This window comes from Stenotrophomonas sp. 1337, assembly GCF_031455455.1.
GTDB classification, from domain to species: domain Bacteria; phylum Pseudomonadota; class Gammaproteobacteria; order Xanthomonadales; family Xanthomonadaceae; genus Stenotrophomonas; species Stenotrophomonas indicatrix.
Map to the genome: position 1 here is coordinate 47480 of NZ_JAVDSR010000006.1, position 19036 is coordinate 66515.

Sequence of the window (19036 nt, forward strand, 5' to 3'; positions counted from 1 at the left end):
GCGCAGGGGGCTGCCCAGGACACGCCGTAAACCCATCCCTGGGGGCTCGATGGCGCCATCCATGGCGCCAACGGTCCTGGTCAGCCCCCTGCGCCATCGCCGGATAGTCTTCCGCGTGCGAGCGGATCCAACGTCCACAGTCGCCTGCAGAACCGGGCCATACTCGGCTCACCGCGCGTCAGCGTGCGCTTCAATAACGAAAACGCCGGGCAATGCCCGGCGATTCGAGACCCGTCTGGTGGAAAGCCCCCCTTCTGTTAAGGGGGGCGCGCCAGCGGCGCGGGGGATAGGTGAAATGCGCGGGCAATTCACCGGAGGTGGATCAGTTCTGAGGAACGTCGTTCCTCAGAACTGGCCACCGAACGTGAATTGCAGACGTTCGATCTCGTCGCCGTCCTTCTTCTTCAGCGGGAACGCGTAGCTGATCGAGATCGGGCCGACCGGGGCGCGCCACAGCAGGGCTACACCGGTGGAGACGCGCAGCTCGTTGGCCTTGAAGTTGTCGGTGCCGTTGTAGACGTTGCCGAAGTCGACGAAGGCCGACACACGGGCCGACGGGCTGTCGAACAGGCGCGGGAAGTAGGCTTCGACCGAACCGACGGTCTTCAGCGAACCACCCAGCGGCTGGCCGTTCGGGTAGCCGTTGGTGACTTCGCGCGGGCCGAGGGTGTTGTCCTCGAAGCCACGAACCGAGTTGGTACCACCGGCGTAGAAGTTCTCGTAGAACGGCAGGCCCGACGCGGTCACCGAGCGCAGGTTGCCATCCTTGTCCGGCACCATCGCGGTCTTGTCATTGCCATAGCTGTCGCCGTAGCCAACTTCCGCGCGGGTGTTGATGACCAGCGAGGGGATGATCGGCCAGTACTTGCTGATCTGGTAGTTCAGCTTGTAGTACTCGACGGTCGAGCCGGGCAGCGTGGTTTCCAGGCCCACGCGCTGGTAGGTACCGCGGGTCGGCATGAAGTAGTCGTTGCGCGAGTCGCGGGCCCAGCCCAGCTCAGTGCGCCAGGAGTGGAACGTGCGGCGCCCGATCACATTGATGTAGTCGATGATGGACTGCGGGGTCGAGCCCGCGTACGTGGTGATCTGGTTGCTGTCGATGCCGAACATCAGCGAGACGGTGTCGGTCTCGGTGATCGGCACGCCGAATACCACCTGTGCCGAACCGTTGGTGCTGTTGTACTGCGCGGTGTTGAAGTCGGAGTAGTCCAGTTCGCGCCAGGACAGGTTGTAACCCAGCGAGACGCCGTCATCGGTGAAGTACGGGTTGGTGTAGCTGAAGCCGTAGCGCTGCAGGTAGCTGCTGCGCGAAGCTTCGACCGACACGCGGTTGCCGCCGCCCAGGAAGTTGTTCTGCGACAGCTGCACCGAGGTGGTCATGCCGTAGGACTGCGAATAGCCCAGGCCGAACACGAAGCTGCCCGAGGTGGTTTCCTTGACGTTGTAGACGACGTCGACCTGGTCGTTGCTGCCGCTGACGGGCGGGGTTTCCACTTCCACCGCCTCGAAGTAACCCAGGCGCTGCAGGCGGATCTTGGAACGGTCGATCGCGGCCTGCGAGTACCAGCTGTTCTCGAACTGGCGCATTTCGCGGCGCATCACCTCGTCGGAGGTGCGGGTGTTGCCCTTGAAGATGATGCGGCGGACGGTCACGCGCGGGCCGGGCACGACCTGCATGTTGACCGCCACGGTCTGCTCGGCGCGGTTGGTGGTCGGAATCGGGTTCACCTTGGCGAAGGCATAACCGATGTTGGACAGCGAGTTGGTGATCGAGTCGGAGCTGAATTCCAGCAGGGCACGCGAGAACGTGTCGCCGGACTTCTGCACGACCATGCGCTCGACGTCTTCCTGCGGCAGGATCGTATCGCCGCTGACCTTGATCTCGGAGATCTTGTACTGGTCGCCTTCGGTCACGCCGGCGGTGATGAACATGTCGCGCTTGTCGGGGCTGATCGACACCTGCGTCGAGTCGATGCTGAAGTCGACATAGCCGCGGTCCAGGTACCAGGAGTTGAGTTTTTCCAGGTCGCCGGACAGCTTTTCCTTGGAGTACTGGTCGTCACGGCGGTACCACGACGCCCAGTTGTGCTCCTTGGACTCCCAGTACTCCAGGATGTCCTTGCTGTCGTACTTCTCGGTGCCGACGATGTTGACGTGGCGGATCTTGGCCGCCTTGCCTTCCTTGATCGCGATGGCGATGTCGACGCGATTACGGTCCAGCGGGCTCACGGTCGGGGTGATGTCGACGGTGTATTTGCCACGATCGTTGTACTGGCGGCGAAGTTCCTGGGTCACGCGATCCAGGCTCAGGCGATCGAAGGTGCCGCCTTCGGTCAGGCCGATGTCGGACAGGCCCTTGAGCAGCTGGTCGGACTTGATGTCCTTGTTGCCGGTGACGGTCAGCTTGTTGATCGCCGGACGTTCCTTGACGGTCACCACCAGGATGCTGCCCTGGCGATCCAGCTGCACGTCTTCGAAGAAGCCGGTCTTGTACAGGGCGCGGATGGTCTCGCCGACCTTGCTGTCGGTGACCGTCTCGCCACGCTCGACCGGCAGGTAGGTGAACACCGTACCGGAGCTGATGCGCTGCAGGCCGTCGACGCGGATGTCGCTGACAGTGAAGGGCTCGGCTGCCTGGGCCAGGGCGGGAGCGCCGGTGACGGCGGCGAGGGCGAGGGCCAGCAGGCGGCGATTGGGGAGTCGCGTCATGTCACGTCCGGTAGGAAGGTCGATTTCATTGGTAAGGGATGCCGACGCTGTAGACGGCAAAAACATGGAAAAGTTCATCGCGGGACCAGGCCGAGGATGTCGTTGTAGAACGCCAATCCCATCAGCCCGGCCAGCAACGCCAGGCCGATGTATTGGCCGGCGGCGACGGCACGCTCGCTCAGCGGGCTGCCCTTGACCAACTCGATAAGGTAATACAGCAGGTGGCCGCCGTCCAAGATGGGGATCGGCAGCAGGTTGATGATGCACAGGCTCAGCGACAGCAGGGCGAGGAACTGGATGAACCAGTCCACGCCACGTTTGGCCGAAATATTGGCGACCCGGGCAATGGTGACCGGGCCGGAAACGTTCTGCAGCGAGGCTTTGCCGGTCACGATCCGGCCCATCATGGCCAATGAGTCGGCGGCCATCCTGCCGGTTTCACGCACCGCCACCGTCACGGACTGCAGTGGGCCGAACTTCAGCAGGGTGTCGTAGGCGGGGCTGTAGCTCTCGGCAAACCCCGCGCCGATCTGCCAGGTGGGCTGGCCCTTGCCGTCCTTGCCCTGGCGCGGGGTGATCTCCAGCGCCAGGCGCTCGCCACCACGCAGCACCTCGATCATCGCCGGGCCACCGCGGCGGCCGAGGCTGCCCACTTCGCTGATGGCCTGTTCGACGCTGTCGATGCGCTGGCCGTCGATCGCCACGATCAGATCGCCGGTCTGCAGGTGGCCCTCTGCGGCCGAACCCTCCACGATGGTGTCCACCAGCGGCGGCTGCAGCCACGCACGCCAGTACACCCCGGCCAGGATCGGAACCCGGCGTTCATCGAAACCGGCCGGCAGCTGCGACAGCGGCAGGGTGCGCGAGCGCAGCTGGTCTGCGGGGTCGAGCACCTCCAGGGTCACATCGCGACGGTCCATCGCCGCCGCGGTCAGGGCCATGCTGGCCTCACCCAGGGTGATCACATCGCGGCCGTCCACGCGCAGCAGGCGGTCACCACTGCCGAGCCCGGCCGTGGCGGCCATGCCGGTAGCGCGGCCGACGGTTGCCGAATAGTCCTGCTTGCCGATCACGAACATCGCCCACAGCAGCAGGATGCACAGCAGCAGGTTGGCGATCGGGCCGGCCGCGACGATGGCGATGCGCTGCCACACGGTCTTGTGGTTGAAGGCCTGGCCGCGCTCGTGCGGATGGACCTCGACTTCGCGTTCGTCGAGGAATTTCACATAGCCGCCCAGCGGGATGGCGGCAATGGCGAACTCGGTGCCATGGCGGTCGCGGCGCGACCACAGCGGACGGCCGAAGCCCACCGAGAAGCGCAGCACCTTGACCCCGCACAGGCGCCCGACCCAGTAATGCCCGAATTCGTGGAAGGTGACCAGCAGCCCAAGGCTGACGATCATCCACCAGACCGATCCGATGAAGTCAGTCATGCAGGTTCACATTGGCGGACACGGGCGGCGGCGTCATACGGGATGGGTGCGCTGTTCAGGTGGCGGCGATGGCGTTCAGGGTCAGCTGGCGGGCCCGCTGGTCGGCGGACAACAGAACCTCAAGTGTATCGGCTGGTTCGGTCGGCAGTGTTGAAAGAGCGTTAGCAACCAGCGTCGGAATGGTCAGGAAGCCTATGCGGCCCTGAAGAAACGCTGAAACAGCCTCTTCGTTGGCGGCGTTCAGTACCGCCGGGGCGGTGCCACCGGCGCGCATCGCTTGCCACGCCAAGGCCAGGCAGGGGAAGGCGTCGGTGTCGGGGGCCTCGAAATCCAGCCGGCCCTGGGCGAGCAGGTCCAGCCCGGACACGCCCGATTCGATCCGTTGCGGCCAGCCCAGGCCTACGGCCAGGGTGGTGCGCATGTCCGGCAGGCCCATCTGCGCCAGCGTGGAGCCGTCAACGAACTCCACCAGCGAATGCACCAGGCTCTGCGGGTGTACCAGCACCTCGATGCGTTCGCCGGGGATGCCGAACAGGTGGTGGGCCTCGATGACCTCCAGGCCTTTGTTCATCAACGTCGCCGAATCGACCGAGATCTTCGGCCCCATCGACCACTTCGGATGCGCCACGGCCTGGGCCGGGGTGACCTGCTGCAGTTCGGCGCGGCTGCGCCCGCGGAATGGGCCACCCGAGGCGGTCAGCAGAATGCGGCGCACGCCGGCACCTTCGAGGCTGGCATCCCGTGAACGCAGGCACTGGAAGATCGCACTGTGCTCGCTGTCGATCGGGATGATCTCGGCGCCGGCACGTTCGGCGGTACGGGTCAGCAGTTCGCCGGCCAGTACCAGCGATTCCTTGTTGGCCAGCAGGATGCGTTTGCCGGCCGCGGCGGCGGCCAGGGTCGAGGACAGGCCGGCGGCGCCGACGATCGCGGCAACCACGGTGTCGCAGGCGTCGCTGGCCGCCAGCTGGTCCAGCGCGGCATGGCCGGCATGGGCCTGGGTGGCCAGGCCGGCTTCGCGCAGGCCGTCGCGCAGTTCGGCATACAGGGTTTCATCGGCGATCACCGCATGCGCGGGCCGGTGCTGCCGGCACAGGGCCAGCAGCGCCTGTACCTGGCGGCCGGCGGCAAGCACGGTGGCCTGGTACCGCAGCGGATGGCGGGCGATCACGTCAAGCGTGGAGGCACCAATCGAGCCGGTGGCGCCGAATACGGCGACCCGGCGCAGGTCTGCAGCAGCTTCCATGGTCAGAACCCGAAGATTTCCTTGCCCAGTGCGAACACCGGGATGGCCGCCAGCACGCCGTCGACGCGGTCGAGCACGCCGCCGTGGCCGGGGATCAGGTGGCCTGAATCCTTGGCGCCGGCATGGCGCTTGATCAGGCTTTCGAACAGGTCGCCCAGTACCGAGGCGAATACGGCCACCACCGAGGTAACCAGCAGGCCGGGCAGGTGCGCGGCATCGATGCCGGCCAGCCAGCCCAGGCCGACGGCCACCGCAACGCCGGCGATCAGCCCGCCGACGAGGCCTTCCCAGGTCTTGTTCGGGCTGATCCGCGGTGCCAGCTTGTGCTTGCCGAAGTGACGGCCAGCGAAGTAGGCGCCCGAATCAGCGGCCCAGACCAGTGCCAGTGCGGCCAGCAGCCACAGGTGGCCCTGATGGCCGGGCGGGTCGCCGCCGGCATGGATCAGCACCAGCGCAGCCCACGCCGGCACGATGGCCAGGGTGCCGGCCAGCAGCTTGAGGATGCGCGCCGGACTGCCAGGCTGCGCGCCGAAGTTGAAGAAGCGCAGCCACACCAGCGCGCCCAGCCACCATGCCACGCCCACCAGGGTCGCGATCTGGAACAGCACCAGGGTGCCAGCATCGGCCCACACCAGCAGCACCATCAGCACCAGGTTGAGGACCAGCAGCACGGTGCGGGCGAGGGTGTCTTCGACGTCGGCCAGCTTCAGCCATTCCCACAGGCCGATCAGCAGCACGGCAGCGGCGGCGGCGGCCAGCCATTGCGTGGGCAGCAACAGGATCGCCGCAATGGCGACCGGCGCCATGATCAGCGCGGCGAGGACTCGGGTCTTGGTCATGGGCTGGACGTCTCGGTGGCCAGGGCGGCGATCTGGGCGCTGGTCAGGCCGAAGCGGCGCTCACGGCTGGCGTAGGCATCCAGCGCCAGCTGCAGCTGCGCGGCATCGAAATCCGGCCACAGCGCTTCGGTGAACCACAACTCGGTATACGCCAGCTGCCACAGCAGGAAATTGCTGATGCGGGTATCGCCGCCGGTGCGGATGAACAGGTCCGGTGGCGGCAGGTCGGCCAGGGCCACCTGTCGCCCCAGCAGGGATTCGTCGATCTGCTCGGGAAGCAGGCGGCCGGCTGCAACTTCAACAGCCAGTGCGCGTGCGGCACGGGCGATGTCCTGACGGCCACCATAGCTGGCGGCGATCGACAGGGTCAGGGCGCGGTTGTCAGCGGTGCGCTGTTCGGCCAGCTGCATGCGGCTGACCAGGGCAGCACCGAAGCGCTCGCGTTCGCCGATGAAGCGCACGCGCACGCCGCGCCGATGCAGCTCGTCCACTTCGCGGTCGAGCGCGCCGAGGAACAGCTTCATCAACGCATCGACTTCTTCCTGCGGCCGGCCCCAGTTCTCGCTGGAGAACGCGAACAGGGTCAGCGCCGGAATGCCCAGTTCCAGGCAGCGCTCGATGGTGCGGTTTACCGCGCGCGCGCCGGCTCGGTGGCCGATCACGCGGGGGCGACGGCGCTGCTGTGCCCAACGCCCGTTGCCATCCATGATGATGGCAACGTGGCGCGGGAGGGCGGACGGCAGGGGAGGCGGGACTGAAGGCATCGACTTCAGACCGACATCAGTTCCTTTTCCTTGTCGGCGACGACCTTGTCGATATCCTTGATGTTGGCATCGGTCAACTTCTGGATATCGTCTTCGCCGCGCTTCTTGTCGTCTTCGCTGATCGCCTTGTCCTTAAGCAGCTTGGCGATTTCCTTGTTCGCATCCTGGCGGATGTTGCGCACGGCGATCTTGGCGCCTTCGCCTTCCTTCTGTACCTGCTTGGCCAGTTCCTTGCGGCGCTCTTCGGTCGGCGGCGGCAGGTTGACGCGGATCGAGGTGCCGATGGTGTTCGGGGTCAGCTCGATGTTGTACAGGCCCTTTTCGATCTCCTTGATCATGCTCTTGTCGAAGGGCGTGACCAGCAGGGAGTGGGCGTCGGCGTTGGAGACGGACGCTACCTGGTTCAGCGGCGTGCTGGCGTTGCCGTAAGCATTGACCGTGACACGGTCCAGCAGGGCCGGCGTTGCGCGGCCGGTGCGGATCGAAGTGAGGGTGTGCTTAAGAGCGTCGATGCTCTTGGCCATGCGCGTCTGCGCGTTGTTCTTGATGTCGTTGAGCATCGCCAGGGTCCTGGATGTAACTGGAATCGGGCGATTATAGGCGAATACGGGACGCCGCCGGGCCTGAATCGGCCCGGAGGTCGCCTTGCGCTCAGCCTCAGGCCGGATCGCGGCCCTGGACGAGGGTGCCGATGTTCTCGCCGTGCAGGATCTTCAGCAGCTCGCCCGGCTGGCCCATGTCGAACACGCGCATCGGCAGGTCGCTGTCACGGGCCAGGGCGAAGGCGGCGGTATCCATCACTTCCAGGCCGCGGCGGATCACTTCGTCGTAGCTCAGGCTGTCGAAGCGGACAGCGTCGCTGTACTTGTTCGGATCCTTGTCGTACACGCCATCGACCTTGGTTGCCTTCAGCAGCAGGTCGGCGCCGATCTCGATCGCGCGCAGGGCCGCGCCGGAGTCGGTGGTGAAGAACGGGCTGCCGACGCCAGCGGCGAAGATCACCAGGCGGCCCTTTTCCAGGTGGCGGATGGCGCGGCGGCGGATGTAGTCCTCGCACACGTCGTTGATCTTGATCGCGCTCATCACGCGGGCCTTTGCGCCCACTTTCTCCAGCGCATCCTGCATGGCCAGCGCGTTAATGACCGTGGCCAGCATGCCCATCTGGTCGCCGGTGACGCGGTCCATGCCGCCAGCGGCCAGGCCCGCACCGCGGAAGATGTTGCCACCACCGATGACCAGGGCGACTTCGGCGCCGGCCTGCTGGGCCTCGACGACTTCACGGGCCAGGCGGTTGATGATCTTGGGGTCGATGCCGTAGTCCTCATCTCCCATCAGCGCCTCCCCGGAAAGTTTCAACAGGATGCGGCGATAGGCGAGCTTGGACATAGGGACCTCGGGTGCGTGGAAATCGCGGGCGATTCTACGCGCAAGCGGCGCGCGGCCAAAGCGTTTTGTGCACTGCGGCGCAAAATACCGGTGTGCCCCGTGCGTCAGGGGCGCACCATTCAGCCCAGCTCGGCGCCAGCAGTGGCAGACAGTTCATCATGCCCCAGTTCGCCCGGAGAGCGTGCGATGACCCGGTTGCGACCCAGGTTCTTGGAGCGGTAGAGCACGTCATCGGCGGCGCGCAGCAGGTCCTGCACGCCGGCAAAGCGCTCGTAGCCGCCCTGGGTGGCCACGCCGGCCGAGAAGGTGATGAACAGCGGGCCACCTTCCAGTTCCGCCATCGGGGTGGCGACGATGTTCGCCAGTACCCGGCGGATCACGTCCAGGGCCACCGATTCACTGGTATTGGGCAGCAGCGCGACGAACTCCTCGCCGCCGAAGCGGGCCACGGTGTCGCTGTTGCGCAGCTGCCCCTGCAGCTTGCCGGCAAAGGCGCGCAGCACCTCGTCGCCGGTCAGGTGGCCGTGCGCATCGTTGATCTTCTTGAAATCGTCCAGGTCGATGAAGGCCACCGACAACGGCCAGCCATGGCGGCCGGCGCGCAGGAATTCCTGCTCCAGCACGGCTTCGAGCTGGCGGCGGTTGAGGACGCCGGTCAATGCGTCGCGATGGGCCTGGTCGGCCAGGCGCTTGGCGCGAGCCTCGAATTCATCGGCGCGGCGGCGGGCCTGGTCGGCATCCTGCAGTTCGCGCAGGTTGCGCAGGGTGGCCAGTTCCTGGGCGTGGTCGATCAGTTCACGCACGCGTGCCGGCGAGTTCAGGCCGTTCTCGAACAGGCTGGCGATGTCCGGCAGCGCTTCGCTGATCCGCGCCAGCACCTGGTCGAAGCGGGCGCTGTCCATCTGCAGGCGGTCGTGGACCTGCTGCAGGGCGCGTTCGCGTGCGCCATCGGCGTCTTCATCCAGCCAGATGTCGGCGACCGCGCCAGACAGCTGTACGCAGGCCTGGAACGGATTTTCGGCGGTGCCTTCGTCTTCGCTGTGGCGGATGCTGTCCACCAGGTAGCGCGGCAGGCCCCACTCCTCGGCCACCCATGCACCGACGTCGGCGTGGCTGCAGCCGAGTTCCTGGCGCTCGCGCGCGATCAGGTCGGGGTTGTCGCGCGCTTCGCGCAGCAAGGGCAGGTAGCGTTCGGATTCGGCCTGGGCCAGGCACAGCACGCCCATGTCCTGCAGCAGTCCGGCCAGCATCAGCTCCTCCAGCCTGCGCAGGCCGCGCGCTTGGCCGAGCTGGCTGGCCGCCAGCGCGCTGAGGATGCTGCGCTTCCAGGCGCGTTGGCGCAGATCGTGGTCGGCGCCGCCTTTGCCGGTCAGGCCCTGGGTGACAGTGAAGCCCAGGGCGAGGCTGATCGTAGCGTTGAGCCCGAGCATGGTCAGCGCCTGGCCGAGGTTCTCGATCCGGCGCCGGCTGGCATACAGCGGTGAATTGGCGATACGCAGCATGCGCGCACTCAGCGCCATGTCGATGGCGATGATGTCCGCAGCGGTTGCGATGTCCGCCTCCGGGTCCTGGGCCAGTTCGATGATGCGCAGGGCAATACCGGGCGGCGAGGGGAGGTTGCGGCAAAGCGCCAGTGCAGCTGTCAGCTCGGGAGGCATGTCGGGTCGTTCAATTCCATTAGGACAAGAATACCTAGGAATGCATCACAGTCTGCGAATTTCGTTCCTGTTATGTGACTGCAGGTTCCCTTTGCCGAGTATCGGCTTGATTCGCGTGCAACGCAAAGGTGTTGGTGTGCGCACCAGCGGTGCGCACCCACAGATTCGGCCACCCACAGGTGAAGGGCACCCACAGGCCCACCGGCATAAAAAAAGAGCCGCGGTTTCCCGCGGCTCCTTCTGGTTTCATTACAGCCGTGAGGCTGGAATCAGACCTGCATCGCCTTGGCAACTTCGGCGGCGTAGTCTTCCACCACCTTCTCGATGCCTTCGCCAACGACCAGCAGCTGGAAGCCAGCCACGTCGGCGCCGGCAGCCTTGACTACCTGCTCGACGGTCTTGTCGCCGTCCAGGACGTAGCTCTGGCCGTACAGGGTCACTTCGCTGACGATCTTGTTGATCTTGCCGCTGATGATCTTTTCCAGGATGTCGGCCGGCTTGGACTTGTCCTTCTCGGACATCTTGGCCAGTTCGATTTCCTTTTCCTTTTCCACGAACTCGGCCGGCACATCGGCAGCCTTGTTGTGCGGCGGCTTCAGCGCGGCCACATGCATGGCCAGGCCGCGAGCCAGTTCGGCGTCACCGCCGATCAGGTCGACCAGCACGCCGACCTTGCCGTTGGTGTGGACGTAGGAACCGACGTTGCCGGTGGTGTCCAGCTTGACCAGGCGACGGATCTGGATGTTCTCACCCAGGGTCTGCACGGCGGTCGCGCGGGTTTCTTCGACGGTCTGGCCGGTCGGCAGGGTGGCCGACTTCAGGGCTTCCACGTCGGCGGCGCCCGATGCCAGTGCAGCGGCAGCGACGGAATCGACGAAGTTCTTGAAGTTGATGTCGTTGGCGACGAAGTCGGTTTCCGAGTTGATCTCGACCAGCACGGCCTTGCCGCCGTCCTGGGCCAGGCCCAGACGACCTTCGGCGGCCACGCGGTCAGCCTTCTTGTCGGCCTTGGCAGCGCCGGACTTGCGCAGCGCTTCAGCAGCGGCGTCGATGTTGCCGCCGGCCTCGGTGAGCGCCTTCTTGCATTCCATCATGCCGGCGCCAGTGCGCTCGCGCAGTTCCTTGACCAGGGAAGCAGTGATTTCCACGGGATTACCTCACGAAAGAAAGGGGTTGGGCCGGCATGGTGGCCGGCCCGTGTGACAGTTTCCTGTCGTCGCGCCATCGGCAGCGGACAGGAAAGGTGGGCGCGTGGCGCCCACCGGGGCCTGGATCAGGCCTGGGCTTCGCCCTTGTCGGCAGCAGCCTTCTTGGCCGGAGCGCGGCGAGCCGGCTTGCCTTCTTCGGCCGGAGCGTCGGCGAACTCTTCTTCACGGACGGTGGCAGCGTGCGGTGCAGCAGCCTTGCCTTCCAGCACGGCGTCAGCAGCGGCGCGTGCGTACAGCTGCACGGCACGGATGGCGTCGTCGTTGCCCGGGATCGCGTAATCCACCAGCTCCGGGTTGTAGTTGGTATCGACGACGGCGATCACCGGGATGCCGAGCTTCTTGGCTTCCTTGATGGCGATGTCTTCGTGGCCGATATCGATGACGAAGATCGCGTCCGGCAGACGGTTCATGTCCTTGATGCCGCCCAGCGAGGCTTCCAGCTTGTCGCGCTCGCGACGCAGGCCCAGCACTTCGTGCTTGACCAGCTTCTCGAAGGTGCCGTCGGATTCACCGGCTTCCAGTTCCTTCAGGCGGGCAACCGACTGCTTGACGGTACGGAAGTTGGTCAGGGTGCCGCCCAGCCAACGCTGGTTCATGAACGGCATGCCGCAACGCTCGGCTTCTTCGCGGATCGACTCACGCGCGCTGCGCTTGGTGCCCAGGAACAGGATGGTGCCGCGCTTCTGGGCAACCGACGAGATGAAGTTCATCGCATCGTTGAACAGCGGGACGGTCTTTTCCAGGTTGATGATGTGGATCTTGCCGCGGGCGCCGAAGATGTACGGAGCCATTTTCGGGTTCCAGTAGCGGGTCTGGTGGCCGAAGTGGACGCCGGCTTCCAGCATCTGACGCATGGTGACCTGGGGCATTGCAGAACTCCTGATGGGGAACCGGCGATTCCGCCCGCGGGATAGGTATGCGGGACGCGTGGAAGCGCTGAAGGTTCCGGGGTTGGGCTTCCCTGTTGCCTCCGTGGCCGAACTCCTCGCGGAGCACCCCGGCACGGATGGGGGCAGCAGGTGTGGATTCACCGGTGACGTCCGGTGTGGACGGTGTCCCGCGCACGGGGCGGCAGGACATCCGGGCAATTATAGCCCGCTTGGCTGGCTCGCTGCAATTGCGGGTGTCTGCGCCGCCAGGATCACCTCTGTGCCGTCCTGCAGGCGGGCGTGGAACCTGCCGCCTGCATAGCCATCGGCGCGCGGCGGCAGCTGCCACTGGCGCTGGCGCGCCGCCAGTACGTAGCCGGCAAGACCGGGCAGCAGCAGGCTGCGCTGGCCGCCAGCCGTCTCATAGGCAAGGTCGCTCAAGCGCGCGTGCCGGGTGCCACTGTTCAACAGTCTCAGCATGAATTGCGACCCGTTGACCACCAGCTCTGCCTGCAGGCAGGGGGACGCTGGGCCGACCGGTTCGCTGCGGAACAGGGGCAGTGAATAGCGCGGCATGGCCGGTTCTGCCGGTGCCAGGATGATACGGAATGCCTGTTCAGCGGCCACAGGCGCGGACGACGCCGGCAGCAACCACACGCGCTGGCGGGCGCCGGCCGGCAGGTCCAGCAAGGTCGGACTGGCCAGCACCTGCCCGCTGCGCTGCAGGTGTTCCGCATCCTGTTGCTGGTCCCACGCCCAGATCTGCACCTGGCCGCGCCAATGCCCGGGGCCAGGATTGTGCAGCCACAGCTCGGTCCGCCCCTGCGCAGCCGGCAGGTGCAGGGTGGTCGGCATCAGGTCCAGCGCCTGCAAGGGCATGGGCAGCAGTGCCATCAACAGAAGCAGTAGCCGGCGCATCAGTAGTAAGTGGTGGGCGGTTCGGGCAGCGAATGCCCCTGCTCGTCCTGCGCTGGCGGGGCCAGTTCACGGACCTGGGGCGGCAGGTGACTGCCGTCGCTGTGCCGCTGTGGCACCGGGCAACGTGGGCCGCCCTCCGTGCCGACGCAGCCTTCAACCACGGTCAGGCGGATCTGCATTGGGACGGGCGCCGGGTCGGCCCACGCTGTCGTGCTGGCGATGGACATCACTCCGATCAGTACTGCCCGAACCACCTGCGATCCACCGTGTTGTCGACTTGATGCGCGGTATCGGCCGACAGGGGGAATTCTGTAGAGCGGGCTCCCCTCAGTAGGTGATCGTCACCTGCACCAGGTCGTTGTAGGTGCCCGCCGGAGGCTGTCCGGCAACGGGAGGCACACGCCCGAATATGTTCAGTGTCTGCGCGCTGCCAGTGCCGACGCCGCTGAAGGTGTCCACGGTGAGCGTATTGCCCCAGCGCTGGCTGCGCGCAGCGTCCCGGTACAGCTCGTAGGTCAGGTAATAGCTGTTGCCGCCGATGGTGGTGCGCATGCGCCGGGTGGTGGTAAGGGCCGGGTTGTTCTGACCGTTGTTCAGGCCGACCTGGTAGGCGGTGCGCTTGAGGCAGGTCAGGGTGAGGGTGGCGGTCTGGTCGATGTTGGCGGGAATGCCGCCGGTGACGTTGCCGAAATTCATGGTGGTGGTGAGGTAGCTGCCGCATTGCGGCAGCACGGTGGCAGTGGCATTGAAAGTGAAGGCATTGCTGGCGGTGTTGGTGCCGGTAGCACCGCCATTGCAGGTGGCCGGCACGGTGGCGGTGCCCAGCAGCACCTCGTTCCAGGCCCAGGTGAGCACCACGTTGGCCCCGGTGAAGGTGCTGCTGTAGTTGCCGGAGGCCAGCACCTGGTTGGCCGGAATCTGTGCGAACAACTGCGTGGTACGGCTTCCGGAGCCGCCGATCAGCGGCACGTTGTAGGTCATCGTCAGTTCCTGTGCGGGAGGTGTGCCGCGCGGTGCCAGGCCGGTGACTTCGCTGTAGTTGGCGACGTTGTAGATCTGGAAATTGAGCGGATCACTGCTGCCGTTGACCATTGTCCGCCACGGCGAAGTACTGGTGCCGCCGGTGCCATTGCCCAGGCCGATGCAGACGCGGATGCCGGTGGTGGCGATCAGGCTGAGTGCGGCGGTGGAGCAGTTCACGGTGATGTTCAAGGTGCCGGGGGTGGCACCTGCCGCGCCGCTGCTGACGTTGCCGAAGGGCAGCAGCGCGTCGGCGCTGGCGGTGCAGGTCGCGGCCGCGCGTGTCGGTGCACTGGCGATCAGGCCGGCCAGAAGCAGCAGGCCGAGCAGCAGCATCCTCATGGCGCCACCTCCGGCACGCATTGCAGCGGGGCCGGGCGCGCGCTGGCCCCGACGGCGACCACCTGCGGTGCCGGCACGCGGACCCGGCACTGGCCACCGCTGCTGGTGATGTACAGCACGCTGCCGGGTGCAACGTCCTCTAGGTACAGCAGGCCGTCGTAGCCGACGGTGGCCTGGCGGCCATCGGGCAGCTGCACTTCGCTGCCCACCTCCAGCGGTTGCCCCCGCATGTCCTGCAGGATCAGCCGCAATGACGCGCGCGAACGCAGGTTGAAGGTCAGGCCGGTGCCGGCGCGCTGGCGGGGTGTCACCCAGTCCTCGATGCGATCAGCGCGCATGTCCGCCGGCAGGTCCAGGGTGTCGATGGAGACGCGGTTGCGCTGCCAGGACAGCAGAGGGCTGATCAGCAGCAGGCCACGCTCGTCGGTGGCACCGATCAGGCGGTTCTCAAGCCGCACCGGCACACCGCCAACGCCATTCGTGCTGACCACGGCGAAGGCGTCGGCGACTTCGCGGGCGGCGAAGGTGTGCCCGGCCATCCACACCAGGCTGCCGCTGGCGCTGCCATAGGCGTAGTTGAGGCCCGCCTGGCGGGAGGCACCGAAGGCGTAGCGGCCGACATCGTTGAGGATGCCGACTTCGGCCAGGCCGCCGCTGCCGCCGTCGCCGTGGCGGACCTGCGCGCGCCAACCGATACCGCCTGCGCTGCCGTCGCCCGGGACCGGCTGGGTGACATCGGCGACCCAGCTCTGGCGGTCGCCATTGCGCTGGCTGGACAGGCTGGCCTGGCGGTTGTTGCCCAGGCTTGCGGTCAGCGACAGGTAGACGCTGCGGTCATCACTGTCGTCCAGGTTCTGGTTGACCGACAGGTAGGCCGACCAGCGCGGGCTCCAGCTGCGTGACCAGAACAGGCTGGCATAACGGTTGTCATCGCCATCGGGGTAGCGCAGGCGAAGGTAACTGGCGCTGAGGGTGCCCAGGCGCAACAGGTCCAGGCCGACCGTGGCCTGCTCGCTGATGCTGGGCGGCAGGTTGGCCTGCAGCGCGCCCAGGTCGCGGTAGTCGCCGTGGCTGCGCACGCTGCGCAGGTTGAAATTGAAGCGCCGGTTGTTCCAGCTGTACCCCAGCGCCCACTGTCCGCCCTGCAGGCCTTGGTAGCGGCTGTGGGCATAGGCGGCATTGAGCACGCCGGCGCCGCCCAGCAGCAGCCACCCACCCACGCCGGCCTGAGCCAGGCCGCCGCCGCCCTCGGCATGTGCTTCGCCGGTGAATGTGTCGCTGACGCCGCCGCGCCAGCTGGCGCTTGCCACGGTACGGTCGTCGTAGGCGAAGGAGCGTTCGCCGAACTGCTCGCGCAGCTGGCCGACGCCGAGCGACCAGTCCGACAGGCCCTTGGCCAGCAGCTGCTGGGTGCCGTAGAAGCTGAAATCCAGGGTCTGCATGCGGCCGAAGGCATCGGTAACCACCACCTGCGCGCTGCCGGTGCCGCTGATGCCCGGTTGCGCCGCCAGCTGGAACGGCCCGACCGGTACCTGGCCGCTGTACTGGCGCAGGCCATCGACATACAGCTCGACCGTCGATGGCACCACCGCCTGGCCGAGGAAGGCCGGAGTCGGGGTAAGAACGCGATACGGCTGCAGCCCGTAGTTGCGGCCGATCTGGATGCCGCCCAGGCGTACCGGCCGGCTCCAGTCGACAAAGCCGCTGTAGAAGTCGCCAACCTCCAGGGTCAGCGCCTTGTCCGGGAAATCCAGTGTCCAGCGCGTATCAAGGCGTACGCTTTCGCTGCGCCAGTGGCGGTCTCCGGTCTGGTAGCGACGGCTGACGGCGGTGTTCTCGAAGGTGCCGGTACCGATGCCGAACACTCGCAGTTCAGAGCTCAGGGTAAGGTTGCCGAGGCTGTCGACACGGCTGCCGTACAGGTCGTAATTGAGCAGGACGCCGGGCGAGGCGCTGCCGCGGGAAGCGCGGACCTGCGGGCGGCTGAGCACGGTCGTGGGCAGGGTCAACTGGTCCAGTGGTACGTCCAGCGCGAGGGTCTGCAGGTGCGCGTCATAGCGCACCACCGCACCGCTGATCTGGTCGAGGTATACCGGGGCAGCGCCGCTGGCGTTGAAGCCAAGCTGGCGCAGGATCTCGGGGCTGGCCTGCAGGCGGCCACGGTTGTCGGTGAAGGGCAGCAGGCCGCGCGGCGTGCTGTTGAGGGTCACGTCCAGGTACAGCGTCTGGTTGGCCGTGAGTGGGGTTGGTGGCGGCAGCAGGGCATCGGCGGAGACCCCGGAGACATCGGCTGCATGAGCCGCCGGGGACAGGGCCGCACCGAGCGCTGCGCTCATCAGCGCCTCAGCGAGCCGGTGGTGGCGGCAGCGACGTCTGTTCCGACTCGCCATTGAGCTTGGCCGTGATCTGGTCGTTGTCGCGGTCGATCGCCGTGCGCTCCAGCGGCCAGCGCATGACCTGGCCGGGCAGCACATAGCCCAACAGGCCGGGATGGACGATGCGCGGCCGCTCCGGGCTGCCCAGGGCGAGGTCGGCGATCTGCGCATAGCTGTTGCCGGTATTGCCTACTTCCACGCCGTTGCGACCGTCGTCCAGCCGCACCAGGCGGGCGTGCAGCTGCGGTGCCAGCCGGCTGCCAGCGCCGGGTTGCACGAATACCGGGATGGAATAGCGCAGCACGAACTGCATGCCTTCGGTGCGCGTGGCCAGATCGGGCACCTCGTCGACGATCAATCGGTAGTACTGCTGCGCAGCCGGTGCGTCGGCCACGGCGCGCATGACCCGTACCAGCTGCTGCTGGCCGGCGGCCAACTCCTGCATCGGTGGCGTGGCCAGCAGATCTTCGGTGGGCAGCAGCTGTTCGTTGCCGTCCTGCTGCACCCAACGGAATACCCGGACCTGCAGCTTCACCGGCGAGGTGCCGCTGTTGGTCAACCACAGTTCGCCGGCGCGCTGGCGTGCCTCCAGCTGCAGGCTGGTGGGCGCGACCTGCAGGCTGGTCGCCGAGGCCGCGGTAACCCAAAGCAGCAGGCTGAGAACGAGCAGCGCCACGCCGGTGGCGCGCCACGGGCGGGATCCGGCCATGCGGGCGTGCTCCATCAATAGGTGATCGTGGCGGTAACGGTATCCAGGTAGTTGCCGGTCGCAGCGTTGGCCGTGCTCAGGTTGAGGATCTGGCCGTAGACGATGTAGGGCACCGCCAGGCCGGTGCCGATACCGGCCTGGGTGTTGGTGCCCGTGGTGGCGCCCCACACCAGGGTATGCGCGGCATCCTGGTAGAGCTGGTAGCCCACGTAGTTGTTGGCCGTCACTGCCGCGTTGGTGTTCTTCATCCGCCGCGTGGTGACGTCATTGGCCGTACCGGCATTGGCACCGGCGTTGAGCGAGATGGTGTACGGGGTCAGCGCCGAACACTGTGCGGTTACGGTGCCCTGGCCCAGGGTCGGGGTGGCGGTGGTGGAGGCGGCGGTACCGAAATCGACGTTGGTGGCGGCGGCCGCAGTGATGGTGCAGGCCTTGGTGACCACCAGGGTGACGTTGAACGTAGTGGTGTCGGCGGCGGCGGCCGGGCCAGCCACCAGCAGGGCCAAGGCCCAAGCCCAAGGGGAACGAACGGTGGATCGCATGGACAACCTCCCTGACCCGAAGGTCCGTTGAACAGCGCGAAGTCGGCACGTTCGGCGCCGATTTGACGACAGTGGGGCCAGCGTAGGCACCGCAAGTGTCTGTATTCCGTGAGAAACAGGCGATCGAAAGGGTGTGGCCCATCACGCTTTCACGTTCCTTGCCGGATCCGTGCATGCCCCGGATCGCCAGTTGGGTGGCGTTCGTTCAGATTGCGGCCGGATCGGCGATAATGGGAGCCATGAGCGTGAATATCAAAACCCCGCAGGAAATCGAGATGATGCGCATCGCCGGCCGCCTGGCCAGCGAAGTGCTCGACATCGTCACCCCCCACGTCAAGCCCGGTGTCACGACCGAGGAACTGGACCGCATCTGCCACGACCACATCGTGAACGTGCAGGGCGCCATTCCGGCCAACGTCGGCTACCGCGGCTTCCCCAAGACCGTGTGCACCTCGGTCAACAATGTCATCTGCCACGGCATTCCCAGCGAAGGGAAGGTCCTCAAGGATGGCGACATCATCAATATCGACGTCACCGTCATCAAGGACGGCTGGCATGGCGACACCAGCCGCATGTACTTCGTCGGCACCCCGTCGGTGATGGCCAAGCGCCTGGTCGACGCCACCTATGAAGCGATGTGGCGCGGCATCCGCGCGGTGCGTCCGGGCGCAACCCTGGGCGACGTCGGCCATGCGATCCAGAGCTACGCCGAAGGCGAGCGTTTCAGCGTGGTGCGCGAGTACTGCGGCCACGGCATCGGCAAGGTCTACCACGATGAGCCGCAGGTGGTGCATTACGGCCGTCCGGGCCAGGGTCTGGTGCTGCAGCCGGGCATGACCTTCACCATCGAGCCGATGATCAACGAGGGCACCCGCTACAACAAGGTGCTGCCCGATGGCTGGACCGTGGTGACCAAGGACCGCAAGCTGTCGGCACAGTGGGAGCACATGATCGCGGTCACCGAGACCGGCGTGGACGTGCTGACCCTGTCGCCGGGCGAGTCGCAGGTCTCCTGACG

General features: G+C 66.4%; 16 protein-coding genes. 1 reads left to right on the forward strand and 15 read right to left on the reverse strand.

Going from position 1 to position 19036, the window contains the following annotated elements:
- Positions 1-345 precede the first annotated feature (345 nt).
- The 15 genes from bamA to J2X70_RS10450 all read right to left on the reverse strand — a co-directional run bounded on the left by bamA (position 346) and on the right by J2X70_RS10450 (position 18018).
- The gene (gene bamA / locus J2X70_RS10380) at positions 346-2709 is read right to left on the reverse strand and encodes an outer membrane protein assembly factor BamA (protein ID WP_025877671.1); all 2364 of its coding nucleotides are present in this window, start codon (positions 2707-2709) and stop codon (positions 346-348) included.
- Positions 2710-2783: 74 nt separating this feature from the next.
- Complete coding sequence (gene rseP / locus J2X70_RS10385) at positions 2784-4142, reverse strand: RIP metalloprotease RseP (RefSeq protein WP_309910250.1); 1359 nt, start codon at positions 4140-4142, stop codon at positions 2784-2786.
- Positions 4143-4197: 55 nt separating this feature from the next.
- Complete coding sequence (locus J2X70_RS10390; protein WP_309910253.1) at positions 4198-5388, reverse strand: 1-deoxy-D-xylulose-5-phosphate reductoisomerase; 1191 nt, start codon at positions 5386-5388, stop codon at positions 4198-4200.
- A 2-nt stretch (positions 5389-5390) separates the two neighbouring features.
- Positions 5391-6227, reverse strand: a complete 837-nt coding sequence (locus J2X70_RS10395) for a phosphatidate cytidylyltransferase (protein ID WP_025877667.1) — start codon at positions 6225-6227, stop codon at positions 5391-5393.
- Positions 6224-6991, reverse strand: coding sequence for a polyprenyl diphosphate synthase (uppS, locus tag J2X70_RS10400; protein ID WP_025877665.1), 768 nt, complete (start codon positions 6989-6991; stop codon positions 6224-6226). Before uppS ends, J2X70_RS10395 begins: the two co-directional genes overlap by 4 nt.
- A gap of 5 nt (positions 6992-6996) precedes the next feature.
- The gene (gene frr, locus J2X70_RS10405) at positions 6997-7551 is read right to left on the reverse strand and encodes a ribosome recycling factor (protein WP_025877664.1); all 555 of its coding nucleotides are present in this window, start codon (positions 7549-7551) and stop codon (positions 6997-6999) included.
- Positions 7552-7648: 97 nt separating this feature from the next.
- Positions 7649-8377, reverse strand: coding sequence for a UMP kinase (pyrH, locus tag J2X70_RS10410; RefSeq protein WP_025877663.1), 729 nt, complete (start codon positions 8375-8377; stop codon positions 7649-7651).
- Between the two features lie 119 nt (positions 8378-8496).
- Positions 8497-10035 carry a GGDEF domain-containing protein gene (locus J2X70_RS10415; protein ID WP_025877660.1) on the reverse strand — a complete coding sequence of 513 codons (1539 nt, stop codon included), beginning with the start codon at positions 10033-10035 and terminating at the stop codon, positions 8497-8499.
- Positions 10036-10304: 269 nt separating this feature from the next.
- A complete protein-coding gene (tsf, locus tag J2X70_RS10420; protein ID WP_032975792.1) occupies positions 10305-11183 on the reverse strand; it encodes a translation elongation factor Ts in 879 nt (292 codons plus the stop codon).
- 125 nt (positions 11184-11308) lie between these two features.
- The gene (gene rpsB, locus J2X70_RS10425) at positions 11309-12112 is read right to left on the reverse strand and encodes a 30S ribosomal protein S2 (RefSeq protein ID WP_025877657.1); all 804 of its coding nucleotides are present in this window, start codon (positions 12110-12112) and stop codon (positions 11309-11311) included.
- 219 nt (positions 12113-12331) lie between these two features.
- A complete protein-coding gene (locus tag J2X70_RS10430) occupies positions 12332-13030 on the reverse strand; it encodes a fimbria/pilus periplasmic chaperone (protein ID WP_309910258.1) in 699 nt (232 codons plus the stop codon).
- A gap of 327 nt (positions 13031-13357) precedes the next feature.
- On the reverse strand, positions 13358-14392 hold the full coding sequence (locus tag J2X70_RS10435; protein ID WP_279208507.1) for a spore coat U domain-containing protein: 1035 nt from the start codon (positions 14390-14392) through the stop codon (positions 13358-13360).
- The gene (locus J2X70_RS10440) at positions 14389-16728 is read right to left on the reverse strand and encodes a fimbria/pilus outer membrane usher protein (RefSeq protein WP_309910261.1); all 2340 of its coding nucleotides are present in this window, start codon (positions 16726-16728) and stop codon (positions 14389-14391) included. The genes J2X70_RS10435 and J2X70_RS10440 overlap by 4 nt, the downstream gene beginning before the upstream one ends.
- 7 nt (positions 16729-16735) lie before the next feature.
- On the reverse strand, positions 16736-17491 hold the full coding sequence (locus J2X70_RS10445; RefSeq protein WP_033830721.1) for a molecular chaperone: 756 nt from the start codon (positions 17489-17491) through the stop codon (positions 16736-16738).
- The gene (locus tag J2X70_RS10450) at positions 17491-18018 is read right to left on the reverse strand and encodes a spore coat U domain-containing protein (protein WP_025877648.1); all 528 of its coding nucleotides are present in this window, start codon (positions 18016-18018) and stop codon (positions 17491-17493) included. Before J2X70_RS10450 ends, J2X70_RS10445 begins: the two co-directional genes overlap by 1 nt.
- A 173-nt stretch (positions 18019-18191) precedes the next feature.
- On the opposite strand from J2X70_RS10450, the gene map reads away from it, so the two are divergent.
- Positions 18192-19034 carry a type I methionyl aminopeptidase gene (gene map / locus J2X70_RS10455; protein ID WP_080277585.1) on the forward strand — a complete coding sequence of 281 codons (843 nt, stop codon included), beginning with the start codon at positions 18192-18194 and terminating at the stop codon, positions 19032-19034.
- Positions 19035-19036: the final 2 nt, after the last annotated feature.